This is a genomic window from Sphingomonas sp. P4_D12 (assembly GCF_056401895.1).
Map to the genome: position 1 here is coordinate 35,828 of NZ_JBFUIL010000014.1, position 16,646 is coordinate 52,473.

A 16,646-nucleotide genomic window follows, 5' to 3' on the forward strand; every position below is an offset into this window, starting at 1 on the left:
GCAGGAACCCAGGGTTACTCTGTCCCTCGCCTGGTGCCCTGGGCTCCTGCTTTCGCAGGAGCACATGGTTTTTTGCCATCCGCGTCACCTCACCGGCAGCGGACATTGTCCTTGTCGATCGCTTGGCCGGCAACAGCACCCGCCGCCGCGCCCAGGATGATGCCCAACGGCTCCGAGCGGCCCGACGTCACCGCCGCGCCCAGCGCGCCGCCGGCGATTCCGCCGACGATCAGTCCGGTCGTGCCGTCCGAGCGGCGGCAATAATAGCGGCCGTCGCGGCCGACATAGACGCGGTCGTTGCGGCTCAGCCGGCGTTCGCGATAACGCGGATTGTCGACATAATATTGGTCGGCATAATAGCCGTTATAGCGCGGATCGGGCCGGTTATAATCGTATTGGCGATAGGACCGATAGTCGCTCGCATAGCCGGGCGAGTCATAGGTCTCGGCGCAGCCGGCGGTCGTCGCCGCGGTGGCGGCAATCAACGCAAGGGTTAGGATACGCATTCTACTCTCCTCCTGTAGCCCCGCACTAGCGTATCAATGCGTCGCGGCGCGAATAGTTGCGGAGGCGTAAGAATAGTGGGGAATGTGTCCAATATATCTCCCCTCCCTGCTTGCAGGGAGGGGATTAAGGGGTGGGTTGAGCGTCGGACGAGGCTCGATGCCTCGTTCGACGCTGTCCTTGCGGTCGGTTGATGAGTCTTTTGGGCGCGCAGACGCGCGCACCCACCCCCGGCCCTGCGTCGGGTCGGTCATGCCCCCGGCATGACCTGAACAGCGCGGGGCGCTGTTCACCCGACGCACTTTCAGGGAGGGGAGTCCGCGACTCTTAGTGCACCGACGCCGGCTTCAACGCCTCGCGCTCGGCCTCGCTCGGGATCGCTTCCGGATCGGGCCGGAAATCCTCGGGGGCGCGGTCGGTGTCGGGCTTGGCGGCGTCGAGCGCGAGGTCGGGCGCCTCTTGCCCCTCGGCATCGTCCATCCATGGCGCGCGCGGCATCTTCACCCATCCGCGCCACAGGGCGGCGGCCAGGCCCGCGCCGACCGCCAGCACCGCGCCCGCCGCGATCGAGCGGTTGCGCGAGCGGTTGTCGGTCTTGAAGCGGCCATGGCTGTCGCGGGCTTGCTTGCTGTTTGGCATGTTTCCTCTCCCGAAGTGAAACGATGCGAGGTCAACGGACAGCGAGCGACGGCGTTCCCGCGCCGCCGGCCGGCCGCGGCCCGGGATCGTTATTCAGCGTTTTCTCACCTCCCGCTCATGCCGCTTATCGCCGCATGTGCGATGAGAAGGCCGCAATGGAGGTGAACAGACCCTCACCCTTCCCACCGCCTTCGGCGGCGGGCCCCTTCCCTCTCCCGCATGCGGGAGAGGGAGGGAGGCGCGAAAGCGCCGGAAGGGTGAGGGTCTGTCTAAGAACCGGAGACGAACACATGGCTGGATCGATCGAACGAGCGGCGCGTCTGTGGACTCCTTGGCGGATCGCCCGCTGGACCGCGGCCCTGGTGTTGCTGCTCGTCCCGGCGGTGATGATGCGGGTCAGCAGCGACTGGCATTGGGGCATCGGCAGCTTCGTCGTTGCCGGCGTCATGATCGGCGGGGTCGGGCTGCTCTACGAACTCGCCGAAAAGGCGAGCGGCAGCCGCGCCTATCGCGCGGGCGTCGCCATCGCGCTGGTGACGTCGTTCCTGACGGTATGGACGACGATCGTCCGCGACGACGGCAACGGCATCGGCTTCCTGCTGCTGGCCGTAACGGCAGCAGTGGGCGCGTTCGCCGCCTGGTTCCGGCCCGCGGGCATGGCGCGGGCGATGCTTGGCGTGGCGGTGATGCAGGCATTGCTCGGCATCGCCGTCGCCACCGCGCCGGTGACCGCGAGCGTGCCGGATGGCCCGTTCAGGGCGCTGATGTTCAGCGGCGTGTTTTCGGGGTTGTGGCTGATCTCGGCGGTGTGCTTCCGTGCGGCCGCGAGAGGGCCTCGCTGATGCCGACGACGTCGCTTATGCGCGGGTGTTCGCCTTCGATAGCCGTGAGCGCCAGTGACCCGAATCTGAAGTTCGCTCAACGATTTGGCTAGGTGGGTGCGAACTTCAGATCCAAGAGGGTCACTAGAAACCATTGATTCTAGTGTGGTTTAAGGATTTGAAATTCGCTCCGTACCTAGCCGCTTAATGTGGCGAATTTCAAATCCACCACACTAGCCTGACCCGGCAGTTGGGGCGCGCCACATTGTCATCCCGCACGCGCTAACTCATCCAATTTGGCCGTAATTTATCCGGTTACGCGCCTGCCAGAACCTATCAACCCGCCATCATGACGCGTACGAAACCAACGGGCTTGGGAGTCGTCGGACATGGGAACGATCATCACCATCTATCTGGTCAACAACAGTCAGGGAGCGATCGTCGCTCCCGGTGTCCCGCCAATCGTGGTTGCGAACGATGGCAAGCCGGTCCGGATCGGCCAAGCGGTTGCCGGGGGCCCGTGGTTCGCCTTTTTCGCGCTGCGCACGGTCAACGCGCATGTCTCGGACATGGAAATCTTCCTGACGGGAACGTTGGGCAAGCTCCGCGACTACGGCGTCAGGCTGAACGGCGACACGTCGGCGCGCGGCACCGATACGATGGCGGGCACGCGCGTCTCGCTCGATGGCGACACGCTGACGGTGACGATCGACCATGTCTTCGCGCCCTGGACCGGCAAGCTCGCCGGTACCCTCCAGCTCCATCAGGTCACCATGCCCGGCACGCATGACAGCGGCACGTTCGGCATGGGTGCGTATAATTGCTGCCAGGACATGACGATCCTCGAGCAACTCTATGTCGGCGTGCGCTATTTCGACATTCGCGTCAGCACCAAGTCGGCGGCGCTGCAAGTGGTGCATGCCGGCTATGCCACTTATTACACGCTGGCGGAGGTGGCGACGACCTTTCGCAAATTCCTCGACGGCTCGCTCAACGTCAATGCGACCGACGAGACGATCGTCGTCCAGCTCAAGGTCGATGACGGTCCCGATGATCTGGCCTGGGCCAATGCGATCATCGCCTGCGTCAATCAGGCCTTTGCCGGGGCCGCCAAGCAACCCTATCTCGATCCGATCGGGCAATATGCCCCGGTCATGAACGACCTGAAGGGCCGGCTGGTCGTGCTGCGCCGGCTCGAGGGCAGGCCGCATCAGGGCGGGGGCACGCCGGTCAAATATTTCGTCTCGCTCGACGTGTTCGAGAAATATTGGGGCACGCCCGCATGGGTGTCCGAATTCGGCACCAACGAATTCGAATGGGTCGATCCCGGCAAGGGCAATGTCGATTACCGCACGCTCCAGGGCGTGTCGTTCCGGCTGCAGGACAAGTATAACGAGATTGCGCCGATCAAGGCCAACATCGTGATCGGCGTGCTCGACGATGCGGCGAACGGGGTGATGCCCGATTCCTGGTACCTCAATTTCTCCAGCGCCGCGCTCGGCGTGCCGCCGCGCGGGGTCGCGAACGACGTCAACCCGCGCGTGGAGACCTGGCTGGACAATGCGGCGAAGAACCCGAAGCTGGCGCGCTACGGCACGCTGCTGATGGATTTCCCGAGCGTTGCTATGTGCGAGAAGCTGATCGCGAAGAATTTCTAGGGGTGCGGGCGCGCCCGGCCCGCGGCGGCCGGGCGCCGATCGCGCGTTCTACCCGGCGATCAGCGGAGCTGCTCGCGGCGGAAGGCGTCGATCTTCTGGTCGGTCTTGTACTGGCTGAGCGAATAGACCGCCCAGATCGCCGCCGGCAGCCAACCGACCAGCGTAACCTGCAGCGCGAGACAGACGATCCCGGCGAGGGGCCGTCCGATCGTGAAGAACAGCAACCACGGCAGCAATAATGCGATGATCAGACGCAAGCGACTTCTCCCTTTACGAGCCCGATATCACGATCGCGGCCGGTAGGTCACGGGAATCTTTAGCCGATTTGGGCCCGACGCACAGTTGGAGCGGGCCGCTCTATTCGGTAGACTGTCACCGCAGCCACTCAAAGGACAGCAGACGACGGAGGAGACCGGCACCATGGCGAAGAAATACACGGCGCAATGCGCGTGCGGCAGCGTCAAGTTCGAGTTCGATACCGACCCCAGTTTCGTCGCGGTGTGCCATTGCCTGGACTGCAAGAAAGCATCGGGCGGCGAGGCGGCGACGTTCTTCGGCGTGCCCCAGGACGATTTCACGCTGACCAGCGGATCGCCCGTGCCGTTCCACTATGTCGCCGAATCCGGCAAAGGCCTGGACCGCAACTACTGTCCGGAGTGCGGCGCGCGCGTGTTCTCGAGCAACCTGGAAAGCTTCCCCGGCGCGGTCTTCGTGACGCTTGGGAGTCTCGACAATCCTGGGAAGATCGAGCCGAAGCTGGAGATGTTCGTCAAGCGGCGGCTGAAGTGGGTGGCGCCGCTGGATTTGCCGCAGTTTGAGGGGATGCCGAGTTGAGGGCCAGATGGGACGTGGCGCCGCTAGGCTGAGGGCCGTTTAGTGCATTGAGTAAATCGTTACTCAAGTTCTAATCGACGTGCGCCCGCCCCGACCTTTCGATATACGTGGCTCAGCGTTTTTTGACTCGGGGCGGGGAAAGTACCGTGGATCGAATTACCACAAATCTACTCAAGAGCTTCGTGGACGAATACGATCTTGCAGACCTTTCGGAGCAGGATCAGTTCGAACGCTTTGCTGCGTTTGCGATGATGCGCCGGCATTATAGTCGGACCTTCGATATAGATGACATCATTGTCGGCGGCAGCGGCGATACGTCGATAGACGCGGTGGCGATCGTCGTGAACAATGTGCTCGTCACGGACACCGATACAATTGATGAACTGGCGGAAACCAATGGCCAGATCGACGCATCGTTTATCTTTGTGCAGGCTGATCGCGGAGCGGGATTCGATGGCTCTAAGATTGGCGACTTTTCTTTTGGTGTGAAGGACTTTTTTGAGACTTCGCCTAAGATCGTTCGTAACGAGCGAGTACAGGCTGCAGCCGAGATTGCCGACCATCTTTATACTTATTCGGCAATCCTGACTCGGCGGCCGACCTGCACCCTCTACTACGTTACCACCGGACGTTGGACCAGCGATCCCGATCTAGTCGCGCGACGGGACGCGGCGATTGGCGATTTAACTGAACTGAACCTGTTTGGCGTCGTCAAGCTGAACTGCGTTGGGGCTGAAGAACTCCATAATGCTTATCAACAGACAAAGAACGCTATTACGCGAACATTTGAGTTCAAGGAGCGCAACGACCTCCCTAACGCCGAAGGGATCAACCAGGCTTTCATCGGATATGTGCCCTTTAGCGAGTTCCGTAAGCTAATTAGCGACGAAAGTGGCGCTGAGATACTTGGCAGTATATTTTACGATAACGTACGTGATTGGCAGGAGTACAATCTCGTCAACGACAGTATGAGAGAGACGTTAAATTCCCCAAGCAGGGGGCGATTTGTGTTTATGAACAATGGTGTAACAATCATCGCGCGCTCTGTGAAGCCGGTCCAATCTAGGTTTACGATCTCGGATTATCAGATCGTGAACGGTTGCCAGACAAGCAACGTGCTCTTTGACCAGCGCGACGTGATTGATGATAGTGTTTACGTCCCGCTTCGCCTGATTGAAACACGTGATCAGGACGTAATGAACGATATCATCGAGGCGACTAACAGCCAGACAAGCGTGAAGCCCGAGCAGTATTTTGCTCGCATGGAGTTCACGAGACAGCTAGAACGATTTTTCGACGCGATTCCCGAAGAGCAGAGGATCTATTTCGAGCGCCGAGATGGCCAATATGATCGAGGCGAGGAAAAAAAGACGCGGGTGATCTCGCAGACCAACGTTATTCGAGCATTCGCGGCCATGTATCTTGAACTGCCGCAGCAAACCACGCGCGGCTACGCAAATTTACGCGAACGCGTTGGGGCTGACATCTACGGAAAAGAACATCGGCCAGAACCGTACTATGCCGCATCGTATGCATATTATCTGCTAGAAAGCCGATTTAGGGCGAAAAGCACTCCGGTGGAATACAAGCCAGCGCGCTATCATATCCTGCTCGCGCTGCGGCTTCTTGTTGATCCTGAGCGTCCCGCGCAGATGAACTCGCGGGAGATGGCTCGTAGAGCCGATGCGCTTTCGTCCGTTCTCTGGGATTCTGCAAAGGCAGATAAGCTATTTCAGGATGCTGTTGCGCTGATAGATCGGGCCACAGGCGGAAACCTGGAGCGCGATCGTGTTCGAACGATTGGCGTTACAAACAATATTCTCACTGCCTTCGGAAGGCAGCCCCAATAATTGGAGTTTGGTGCATCTAGTAAACTGGCACGCCAACTAGGGAATTTTGGAGCGTCCAGCAAAGTGGTACGGTAATCACTGTAACTCCAATATTGCATAATTTCGTTTCAGGAGAGGGCGATGATGGATCACGCGGCAATTATCGGCGCTGTGGGGAAGGTCCCAACCTCAGTTCTCAACAGAATTGCCTCTGCACTGTCTCAGCCAGTAGCCGACGTAACCGTGAGAATAGCAAGCGTATTCGGCGATCACATCAGAATGACTATGGAGATGTGTTCTATAGTAAAGACTATAGCTTCAGATGAAAAACCCATAAATCTAAGAGAAATTTATGTAAATCTTGATCTTTTATCGAGTGGTAGGCTGTATAAAGATTACACACTAGCCACTCGAGAAGGGGCAATCGCGCGATTAGTGATAAAAGGAACTGCGGGCGCCGGGAAAACCATGCTGATGAAGTATCTCGCGCTAGAAACATTCGGGAACAGCGAGCGGATACCGATTTTCATCAATCTGAGAGAGCTAGCCTCTCCCCGCGAGAAGAGCTTTATAAGGTCTATATATGAACTCTGTACGCCGGATCGTGGCGCGAACTATGGATTATTTAACGCTGCCCTTCACGCTGGACTATTTTCGTTTTTCTTCGATGGCCTTGACGAAATAAATCCGGCCTATCAAGCAGAAATTTTTCAGCAGATGCACCGATTTCCTGTAGATTTCCCCAAAACCCGCGTGACCATATCGTCTCGTCCGGAAACGGAGACTTCAAGCTTCTCGGTATTTACAGAACTCAGAATGGAGAAGCTTTCAAGGGAGCAAGCGGTGGAAATAATAGAGAAAACAGAATTCCACGACGAAGAAAAGAAGGCATCCTTTATATCGAAACTTAAGGAAGGTGAGTTTGAAGAGAGCTCTACTTTTCTAGAGATACCTCTTTTGTGTCTGCTCATGTTTATGACATATGCCGATGCGGGAGAAATACCTGTTAGGGCGGCGCTATTTTATGAACAAGCATTTGACACTCTTTATAGCCGACATGATACCTCGAAAGGGCCATTCCGAAGAATTCATCGAAGTGGACTACAGAAAGATGAATTTAAAAAGATTTTCAGTTTATTCTGCTACCGTACGCTGGCTGAACACCTTATATCCTTTGATAATATAGAGTTAAATAGTCACCTAAGAAGATCGGCTGAGTTAGAGGAGATTTCGGTAGATATCGATGATTTGATTAGGGATCTATTAGAAAGTGTGTGTCTCTTGCAAAGGGATGGAGGAAAATTTCATTTTATTCATAGATCGTTCCAAGAGTTCTTTGCGGCGAGTTTTTTGTCTAATTATCGCGGGCCTAGCGAATTCGAGGTTTTTGATCGGTTGATGTCGGATATGTTGGCGTCAAAACTGCCGCCGCTGCTGTTCGATTTAAATCGTCAGCTCGTCGAGCGCGTGTGGGTTTTGCCAGCACTCAATGATTTGGTAGCAGAACTCGACGAATCGACGTCACCCTTTGATGCTCTGAAGGCCATGGTCTCAATAGTCCAAGTTCAAGATAGCAACGGGAAATTGACAGGAGCGGTCCGTGGGGAGGCGCAGGTGACTGCTGCCAAAGCGTCGGCACTCTCAAGCATATATGGGGAAGATGAATTTCCTTCTCTTAATTGGAACTTTAATGGGGTGCGTATGTACCCCGAAGGCTACCACTCGTTCAGAGATTACGTCGAGAAAAGCGACAAGGCTCCACCTATGTTCAAGCAGCAATTATCGGAGGAGAGACTCCAGATGGAGCGTGCAAATAGAGACCGACGCTCGATGAGCCAATATAAGATCAATGTCTGGGAAATAAGACTATCTGAACCCGGCGTAAAGGAGTGGTTGCTCGAAACAGAGATTACCAAGATGGTGCCCCGACTTAGGGGCGCGATTTTTCGACTGAGACCGATCGTAGAGCGCCGAGTCAATGAACGAAATAAGCTGGATATACTCTCCTAGATATGCATTGGCGCTTCACTCCGCCGCCACAGCCTCCCGCTTCCCGGCAACCTTCCCGTCCCGCCCCCGCAGCAACGGCGCGAGGTACTCGCCCGTAAAGCTCCGCTCGACCTTCGCCACATCCTCGGGCGTGCCCTCGGCCACGATCTCTCCGCCCTTGACGCCGCCCTCCGGCCCCAGGTCGATGATCCAGGCCGCGGTCTTGATGACGTCGAGATTGTGCTCGATCACCACCACCGTATTGCCCTGCTCGACCAAGGCATGCAGCACCTCGAGCAGTCACCGTAATTCCATGTTTCCCCCTAGAATCAGATAAGTTCAGATATCGGGCACAGGAGGGAACGGAAGGGGTAAGCCTTTTTCTTTCGCCATGTGATTGGCGGCGTCTGTTGCGGCGGCGACGGCGCCGTCTCGAACAACGTGGCGTTGCTCGTCGATCATCCGTGTCTCGATCTGCCTTCGAAAGGCGTCGAGCTTTCGGCCCAATGCAGCGCCGCCGGGCTCTGCGCGCAGCCTCGCCTCGGCACGGGTAAGGTCAACGCTCCATGCCGGTTCGTCTGCTTTCAGTCGGGCAAGCGCGGAGTCGATGCTCTCGTCGCGAAAGTCGAACCGATAGGCGCGCAAGTCCGTGATGAACGGCCTGACGAATGTGACCAGTCGGGCCCTTTCCGATGGATTAAAGACGCCCGGTATTTGCGCCCTGATATAAAGCCGATCTCCGGCGAGCAGCGGTTCGACATGGTCGTCGCAATATTTACTGGCGGCTACGGCCATGCGGTCGAGAATGCCGGGCAGTTTGTCTTCCATTCCCGCATAAGCCGGCTCCTTTCTGATCATTTCGCCGAGCCGGTATCGACATTGAAACCTGACCCCGGTTTCCATTGCCCTCGGCAGGACGAAATCGACCAGTATTTCATCGTCAGCCCCCGCCTGTGGGGTCGCAATGGCTGGCCAGAGGAAGAAGCTGGCAGCTGTCAAGCAGACCAGCAGCACCGCCCCCAATGTCAATATAGGACGCACGAATTCCCCTCCCCTTTTTCGCTATAACAATGAAGGTGGGCCGAAAGGTTGGCAAGCAGCCCGCAAGGGGAGTTACGGTGCCAACCCCCTTGAACGTTCAGGATCGCCTGTCGCGCAGCTGCTCACCACCCCAACCACAATGCTCCCTTGCGCAGGAGAGGGTAAGTGGACGTCAAGGAAAGGTGTCGCCGGGTGGAGCGACGCGCTGCGCGAATCTCGTGCACCGGTGGGCGACGGCGCCGGGGTCGCGGTGCACTGAGGTCCCCCAGCGATCGCACCAGGGCGTCGCGCGCAAAAGTGGCATCTTTTGCGCACCACGCGACGCTGCCAAATGAAGATTATCGCACTGAAAAGTCAGCGCTTTTCCTGAAAAAAGATCGCCTTGATGGGTTTCGCGCGAAACGAGCGGATACCGCCTTTCGACCAAAAACCCGTAGGGATATCAGTCGCTTACAGCGGCGCGAGAATGGAAATCACACCCCGCATAGCAAACCCATCACGCACGCGCATGCCCATGCGGGTCAGCAATCAAGTCTTCGACGAAAATGCATCGGCCTCGCTGACCCGCGCGAGCAACGGGAGTGGGGTTTCGCATTCGCGTCGAGCGGGGCTCACTCCGCCGCCACGGCCTCCCGCTTCGCCTTATGCCCCGCGCCTTGCTACCACTTCCCCCCAACATCCTCGATCGCTTTGAGCAGCGAGCGTTTGCTGGGGGTGCGGTTCTTGCCGGCGTTGCGGGGGAGATCGGGCTCGCCCAGTTCGGCTCGCCGCGCGGCAAGGCGCGCGGCGGCTTCGGCATGCGTGACGCGCGGGCCGGCCCAGCCTTTCTTGCCGTCAATCTTTGATGTCGTCGATGCCATGGTCGCCGGAACTTTCCTCGCGAATGCGACGATCAGATACTCCGGATCGGTTTCCGGGTGAAGTCGCAGCAACAGCCGCGCCTGGTCGATCCGGTCGCGCGCGGTGCCCGAGGCATATTGCCCCATCCGGTCGGCAATCAGATCCTCGACCGAGATGATGGCGAACGACAGGCCGGGCGCGACATCCTCGACGAGCAGGATATGATCTCGTCGACGCTGCCATCCATCGGCATATCGCCGACGATTTCGAAGCCGAGCCGAAAATCGGGATGAACCCAGCCACGCGTCGACTTGCCCGGGCCCGATGGCTTGACGAAGCCGTGGCGGCGCATCTCCTCGTGCAATTCGTCCTGCGCCAGCGAGCAGAGGTCGAAATCGCCGGTCGCGATGGCGCTGCCCGAATAATATTCCACGGCGGCACCGCCGACCAGCACCGGTCGCGGCAATCCTCGCGCGGCCATTGCCTCGCTGATGCGCGCGAGCAGGCGCAGTGCCGCCTCGAACTCGGGGCGATAGAGGCTCACTCCGCCGCCACAGCCTCCCGCTTGCCCGAAACCTTCCCGTCCCTCCCCCGCAGCAACGGCGCGAGATACTGCCCGGTAAAGCTCCGCTCGACCTTCACCACATCCTCGGGCGTGCCCTCGGCAACGATCTCCCCGCCCTTGACGCCGCCTTCGGGTCCCAGGTCGATGATCCAGTCCGCGGTCTTGATGACGTCGAGATTGTGCTCGATCACCACCACCGTATTGCCTTGCTCGACCAAGGCATGGAGCACCTCGAGCAGTTTGCGCACGTCCTCGAAATGCAGGCCGGTGGTCGGCTCGTCCAGGATGTAGAGCGTGTTGCCGGTCGCGCGGCGGGACAGTTCCTTCGACAGCTTCACGCGCTGCGCCTCGCCGCCCGACAGGGTCGTCGCCTGCTGCCCGACCTTGATATAGCCAAGCCCGACCTCGACCAGCATTTCCATCTTGTCGCGGATCGGCGGCACCGCTTTGAAGAATTCGGCGGCGTCCTCGACCGTCATGTCGAGCACGTCGGCGATCGAATGCCCCTTGAACTTCACTTCCAGCGTCTCGCGATTGTAGCGCGCGCCGTGGCACACGTCGCACGTCACATAGACGTCGGGCAGGAAGTGCATCTCGATCTTGAGCACGCCGTCGCCCTGGCATGCCTCGCACCGGCCGCCCTTGACGTTGAAGCTGAACCGTCCGGGCTTGTAGCCGCGCGCCTGGCTTTCGGGCAGGCCGGCGAACCAGTCGCGGATCTGGGTGAAGGCGCCGGTATAGGTCGCCGGGTTGGACCGCGGCGTGCGGCCGATCGGCGACTGGTCGATGTCGATGACCTTGTCGAGATATTGCAGCCCGGTGATGTTGTCGTGCTTGCCCGCGAGCAGGCGCGCGCCGTTGAGCTGACGCGCGGCGGCGGCATAGAGCGTGTCGATCGTGAAGCTCGACTTGCCCGATCCCGACACGCCGGTGATGCAGGTGAACGTACCGATCGGGATCGACGCGGTCACCCCGCGCAGATTGTTGGCGGTGGCATTGTGCACGGTGAGCTGCTTGCCGGTGCCCGAGCGGCGGATCAGCGGCACCGGCACCGCGCGCGTGCCGTTGAGGTAATCGGCGGTGATCGAATCGGTATGCGCGAGCACCTCGGGCAGCGTCCCCTTGGCGACGATCTCGCCGCCATGCACGCCGGCGCCGGGGCCCATGTCGACGATATAATCGGCCGAGCGGATCGCGTCCTCGTCATGCTCGACCACCAGCACGGTGTTGCCGAGATCGCGCAGCCGGCGGAGCGTCACCAGCAGCATCTCGTTGTCGCGCTGGTGCAGCCCGATCGACGGCTCGTCGAGCACGTAGAGCACGCCCGACAGCCCGCTGCCGATCTGGCTGGCGAGGCGGATGCGCTGGCTCTCGCCGCCCGACAGGGTGCCGCTGGTGCGGTCGAGGTTGAGGTAATCGAGCCCGACATTGTTGAGGAAGCCGAGCCGCTCGACGATCTCCTTGAGGATGCGCTCGGCGATTTCCTTCTGCTGGCCGTTGAGGTGGCGCGGCAGGTCCTGGAACCAGGCGAGCGCGTCGACCACCGACAGATGCGTCGCGTAGCTGATGTCCTGCATCGCGACCTTGACCGCCAGTGCCTCGGGCTTGAGGCGCGCACCGTGGCACGTCTCGCACGGTTGCGATGACTGGTACTTGCTCAGCTCCTCGCGCATCCACGCGCTCTCGGTCTGGAGCATGCGGCGGTTGAGGTTGCCGATCACGCCCTCGAACGGCTTGCGCACGTCGTACGATTTCTTGCCGTCGACGAAGGTCAAGGTCACCGGCTTGCCCGCGGTGCCGTAGAGGATGACCAGCCGGACCTCGCCGGGCAGGTCCTTCCACGGCGTCTCCAGGCTGAACCCGAATTCGCGCGCCAGGCTGCCCAGCACCTGCATGTAATAGGGGCTGGGCGGATTGGACTTGGCCCAGGGCACCACCGCGCCCTTCTTCAGGCTGAGGTCGTGATTGGGGACGACCAGATCCTCGTCGAAGATCAGCTTCTCGCCGAGGCCATCGCACGCCGGGCAGGCGCCCTGCGGGGCGTTGAACGAGAACAGGCGGGGTTCGATCTCGGCGATGGTGAAGCCGGACACCGGGCAGGCGAATTTCTCGCTGAACACGATGCGGTTGTCGGGGACACCCGCGCCCTTCATCGCGCCGCCATCCGTCGCCCCGGCGGAGGAGTGACGGGTCGGATCGTCCCCCGGACGATCCTTGGGCATGCGGGGCATGCCCAACCCGTCACTGGCCGCTGGCCGTATCGCGCCTTCGCCGGCGGCCCCGGCCTGCGCCGGGGCGACGAAAGTGGCTGACACTTCCTTCACGCGATTCGACGTAGCGGCCGCGTTGATCTCCGCGACAGTCGTATCCACCAAATCCACATAAGCCAGCCCCTCGGCCAGCTTCAGCGCGGTCTCGAAACTGTCGGCCAGCCGCGTCGCCATGTCGGGCCCGACCACCAGCCGGTCGACCACCACCTCGATGTCGTGCTTGTACTTCTTGTCGAGCGCCGGCGCCTCGTCGATCTCGTACAATTCGCCGTCGATGCGGACGCGGGTGAAGCCCGCTTTCTGCCATTCGGCGAGTTCCTTGCGATACTCGCCCTTGCGCCCGCGCACGACCGGCGCGAGCAAATAGAGCCGCGTGCCCTCGGGCAGCGCCATCACGCGGTCGACCATCTGGCTGACCGTCTGCGCCGCGATCGGCAGGCCGGTGGCGGGCGAATAAGGCACGCCGACGCGCGCCCATAACAGGCGCATATAATCGTAGATCTCGGTCACCGTCGCGACGGTCGAGCGCGGATTGCGGCTGGTGGTCTTCTGCTCGATCGAGATCGCCGGGCTGAGCCCTTCGATATGATCGACATCGGGCTTCTGCATCAGCTCGAGGAACTGGCGTGCATAAGCCGACAGGCTCTCGACGTACCGCCGCTGCCCCTCGGCATAGATGGTGTCGAAGGCGAGGCTCGACTTGCCCGATCCCGACAGCCCGGTGATCACCGTCAGCGTGTCGCGCGGGATGTCGATATCGACGCCCTTGAGATTGTGCTCGCGCGCGCCGCGCACCTGAATGTGAGTCAGCATGTAGGTATTTGTTCCAGATTTGTTCGCGTCAGGCAAGCGCCTCGCGACCGGGGAGAGATGGGAAGTGCGGCGCGCGGAGGCAAGTTGCGATCGTGTTGACGCAGATTTGGGTCGGTCGGCCGGTTGAGGGGCGACATTATCTCCAATTTAATCGGCACCACGCGCACGAGGATCGCGGCGATCCACGACCGCACGCATTGGAACGTCGCCAATATCGCGCCGAAGGATCCGGTGACGCTCGGCCTGACGACACAGCGCGAGCTCGATACGGCGGTGACCAAGGCGGCCAAGGCGCACGGCATCGAAGCGCCGGTCGACACCAGGCTCGAGGGCGAACGCGAGGCACTGATCAAACAGCTCCCCGCCGAACGCGACCAAGCCGCGCGCGATGCCGAAGTGGCGGCGACCGAGGGTGGGGCGAGGCGGCGCCGGTGATGCATATGGCGAAGACGCTGTTCAAGCATTGAGAGCGGGCGCGGGGCATCCGCAACCCGCGCTGGCGTGTATCGAGCGGCGAAGGAATTCTCGTCGAGTCGGAGAGCGCAGAACGCTAGTTGCGTTCACGCGATGTGTCGCGTGGGCGCCGTGACGTCATGCGCGCCATCTCGCGAACGCGGATCGCAGTTCATGCGGTAAGGTAGTGCTATATTGACCAGGTAGACTGGAGACTAAGCCCAAGTCTACGAATAAAAAAAGGCGGCGGCCAAATCCAACCGGACCGGCTGGAATAGCCTGATAAATGATCTTGGCCCGTTAGGGTGTACTGGTTAAATACGCGCTGGGGTGCGTACATGCCCCGCGAGAGGGGGCTTCATGGCAAATTACGACGGTACTGCCGGCGCGGACACCTATACGGGTGGCGATGCCTCGGACACGATCAACGGCAATGGCGGTAACGACGTGCTATCGGGCGGCGGCGGCGGCGATGCGATCAACGGCGGCGATGGCGACGATATCCTGTCCTCGCAAGATCCTGACCCGAATGCTTTCACCTTCACCAGCTATCGAGGAATTTCGACCGATTTCGGAACCGAGGTCGACACGCTGATCGGCGGTAACGGTGACGATTATATTCTGGCCGGGTATGGCGACAATGTCGATGGCGGTGCTCAGGGCCTCTATGGCAATCGCCTTTATATCAGCTTCCAAGGCGCAACCAGCGGGGTCGTCGCCGACTTCCGGTTGCTTCACACCCAGCCATCGATAACGATCGGCGGTGGCGTGATCACCAATATTCAGACCGTGGGCTATCTGGAAGGCAGCAATTATGATGACCTTCTTGCACCGATAGATACTTACTACCCAACCGGCGCGAACGTTTACGGGCGCGGTGGCAATGACCATATCATTGGGGATTATTACTCCGGATGGGGTGGCTCCGGCCTATATGGCGGCGACGGCGATGACGTGATCGACGCGACCGGTTCGCAATATAGCCCAAGCCTGTACGGCGATGCCGGCAACGACACGCTGCTCGGTGGAAGCAGCTATGAAACGATGCATGGCGGCACCGGCGACGACATCATCGACGGTAATTACGGGTATGACTATCTCTGGGGCGACGAGGGCAACGACACGATCGACGGGGGGTCGTTCGGCGATAGCCTATACGGCGGCGATGGTAACGACACGCTCTACGGGGCCGGCGATGCCGACAACATTTACGGCGGCAGCGGCAACGACACGCTCTACGGTGATTATAGCCTGATCGGATCTGGCAACGCGCTCAGCCCGTCGTCGAACGATGATTATCTGTTCGGCGGGGACGGCGCAGATGTCATTCATGGTGATCTTGGCAACGACGTTATCTGGTCGGGAAATGCGGAGGCTGACGGCTCGTACGTAGGTGTCCGCGACACTGGCCTTGAGCACGATCAGCTATTTGGCGACGCCGGCGACGACCAACTCTCGATCGGCTATGGCGACGATGCCGACGGCGGCACCGGCACCGACATTTTGTCAATCTCGCTTCTCGGCGCGACGGCAGGCGTAACGCTGAACACAGCCTCGATCATCAGCGGCGGGACGGTTACGTTCGCGGGCGGCACGATCAAGAATATCGAGCAGATCGGCACGATCTTCGGCTCGAACTTCGATGACGTCATTACGGCCACGAGCTTGGGCACGTCCACAACCGTTTTCGGTGGCGCGGGCAACGATCGTCTGATCGGAGGCATTGGAAGCGACTACCTTAATGGCGGTGACGGCTCCGATATACTTGACGGCGCTGGCGGTGGCGATCTGCTGGCCGGCGGTGCGGGCAACGACGTTTATTACGTGCGCAGCGCCCTCGATTTGATCGTTGAAGGTGCTGGCGAGGGCGCGGCTGACACGGTGCTGGCAACTGTGAGCTATACGCTTGCTGACCTGAACGGGTATGTCGAGCGGCTGGCGGCATCGGACTCCAACGCGACGACCGCGCTCAACCTGACCGGCAATGCCTGGTCGCACCTGATCCAGGGCAATGCCGGCGTGAACGTCCTGACCGGCGGCACCGGCAATGACAGCCTGTTCGGCTATGCCGGCGACGACCGGCTGGTTGGCGGCCAGGGCGTCGACCAGATGACCGGGGGCATTGGCAACGATACCTATGTCGTCGACAATGGTGGCGACCAGGTGATCGAGAACGCCAATGAGGGCACCGACACGGTCGAGGCCTCGATCAGCTATACTTTGGGCGCCAATGTCGAGAATCTGACCCTGACCGGCGGTCTGGCGATCGACGGCACCGGCAATGCCGGCGCCAATGTCATTCACGGCAATAGCGCTGCGAACACGCTCAACGGTGCTGGCGGGGCCGACACGCTCTATGGCGGTGGCGGCGACGACACCTACATCGTCGA

At 60.2% G+C, this 16,646-nt stretch carries 12 protein-coding genes and 3 pseudogenes; 7 read left to right on the top strand and 8 right to left on the bottom strand.

What is annotated here, in order from left to right:
* Positions 1 to 89: 89 nt before the first annotated feature.
* Positions 90 to 506 (bottom strand): glycine zipper 2TM domain-containing protein, encoded by a 417-nt coding sequence (locus tag AC1DSD_RS21005; protein WP_478032828.1) that lies wholly within the window; start codon positions 504 to 506, stop codon positions 90 to 92.
* 325 nt (positions 507 to 831) lie between these two features.
* A complete protein-coding gene (locus tag AC1DSD_RS21010) occupies positions 832 to 1,143 on the bottom strand; it encodes a hypothetical protein (protein ID WP_478032830.1) in 312 nt (103 codons plus the stop codon).
* A 290-nt stretch (positions 1,144 to 1,433) separates the two neighbouring features.
* Between AC1DSD_RS21010 and AC1DSD_RS21015 the strand changes: the two genes are divergently transcribed.
* Positions 1,434 to 1,985 (top strand): hypothetical protein, encoded by a 552-nt coding sequence (locus tag AC1DSD_RS21015; RefSeq protein ID WP_478032832.1) that lies wholly within the window; start codon positions 1,434 to 1,436, stop codon positions 1,983 to 1,985.
* 368 nt (positions 1,986 to 2,353) lie between these two features.
* Positions 2,354 to 3,622 (top strand): PI-PLC domain-containing protein, encoded by a 1,269-nt coding sequence (locus tag AC1DSD_RS21020; protein WP_478032836.1) that lies wholly within the window; start codon positions 2,354 to 2,356, stop codon positions 3,620 to 3,622.
* A gap of 59 nt (positions 3,623 to 3,681) precedes the next feature.
* On the opposite strand, the gene AC1DSD_RS21025 is transcribed toward AC1DSD_RS21020, so the two are convergent.
* The gene (locus AC1DSD_RS21025) at positions 3,682 to 3,879 is read right to left on the bottom strand and encodes a YqaE/Pmp3 family membrane protein (RefSeq protein WP_478032840.1); all 198 of its coding nucleotides are present in this window, start codon (positions 3,877 to 3,879) and stop codon (positions 3,682 to 3,684) included.
* 163 nt (positions 3,880 to 4,042) lie between these two features.
* Here AC1DSD_RS21025 and AC1DSD_RS21030 point away from each other — a divergent pair, with 163 nt between their 5' ends.
* The 3 genes from AC1DSD_RS21030 (at position 4,043) to AC1DSD_RS21040 (ending at position 8,295) form a co-directional block, all read left to right on the top strand.
* Positions 4,043 to 4,456: a GFA family protein gene (locus AC1DSD_RS21030; RefSeq protein ID WP_478032842.1), complete on the top strand. Its 414-nt coding sequence runs from the start codon at positions 4,043 to 4,045 to the stop codon at positions 4,454 to 4,456.
* Between the two features lie 146 nt (positions 4,457 to 4,602).
* Positions 4,603 to 6,306, top strand: coding sequence for an AIPR family protein (locus AC1DSD_RS21035; RefSeq protein WP_478032844.1), 1,704 nt, complete (start codon positions 4,603 to 4,605; stop codon positions 6,304 to 6,306).
* Positions 6,307 to 6,426: 120 nt separating this feature from the next.
* Complete coding sequence (locus AC1DSD_RS21040; RefSeq protein ID WP_478032845.1) at positions 6,427 to 8,295, top strand: NACHT domain-containing protein; 1,869 nt, start codon at positions 6,427 to 6,429, stop codon at positions 8,293 to 8,295.
* Positions 8,296 to 8,310: 15 nt separating this feature from the next.
* Here the strand turns inward: AC1DSD_RS21040 and AC1DSD_RS21045 are convergent.
* The 5 genes and pseudogenes from AC1DSD_RS21045 to uvrA form a co-directional block, all read right to left on the bottom strand.
* Positions 8,311 to 8,574, bottom strand: a pseudogene (locus tag AC1DSD_RS21045) (hypothetical protein); the annotation flags it as partial.
* 39 nt (positions 8,575 to 8,613) lie between these two features.
* Positions 8,614 to 9,315, bottom strand: a complete 702-nt coding sequence (locus AC1DSD_RS21050; protein WP_478032847.1) for a hypothetical protein — start codon at positions 9,313 to 9,315, stop codon at positions 8,614 to 8,616.
* A gap of 659 nt (positions 9,316 to 9,974) precedes the next feature.
* Positions 9,975 to 10,301: a hypothetical protein gene (locus AC1DSD_RS21055; protein WP_478032848.1), complete on the bottom strand. Its 327-nt coding sequence runs from the start codon at positions 10,299 to 10,301 to the stop codon at positions 9,975 to 9,977.
* An 11-nt stretch (positions 10,302 to 10,312) separates the two neighbouring features.
* On the bottom strand, positions 10,313 to 10,699 hold the full coding sequence (locus tag AC1DSD_RS21060; RefSeq protein ID WP_478032850.1) for a hypothetical protein: 387 nt from the start codon (positions 10,697 to 10,699) through the stop codon (positions 10,313 to 10,315).
* A complete protein-coding gene (gene uvrA / locus AC1DSD_RS21065; RefSeq protein WP_478032851.1) occupies positions 10,696 to 13,803 on the bottom strand; it encodes an excinuclease ABC subunit UvrA in 3,108 nt (1,035 codons plus the stop codon). The genes AC1DSD_RS21060 and uvrA overlap by 4 nt, the downstream gene beginning before the upstream one ends.
* Positions 13,804 to 13,941: 138 nt before the next feature.
* Here uvrA and AC1DSD_RS21070 point away from each other — a divergent pair.
* Together AC1DSD_RS21070 and AC1DSD_RS21075 are read left to right on the top strand one after the other, a co-directional pair.
* Positions 13,942 to 14,238, top strand: a pseudogene (locus AC1DSD_RS21070) (cell cycle transcriptional regulator TrcR); the annotation flags it as partial.
* A gap of 378 nt (positions 14,239 to 14,616) precedes the next feature.
* Positions 14,617 to 16,646 (top strand): annotated as a pseudogene (locus AC1DSD_RS21075) (hypothetical protein); the annotation flags it as partial.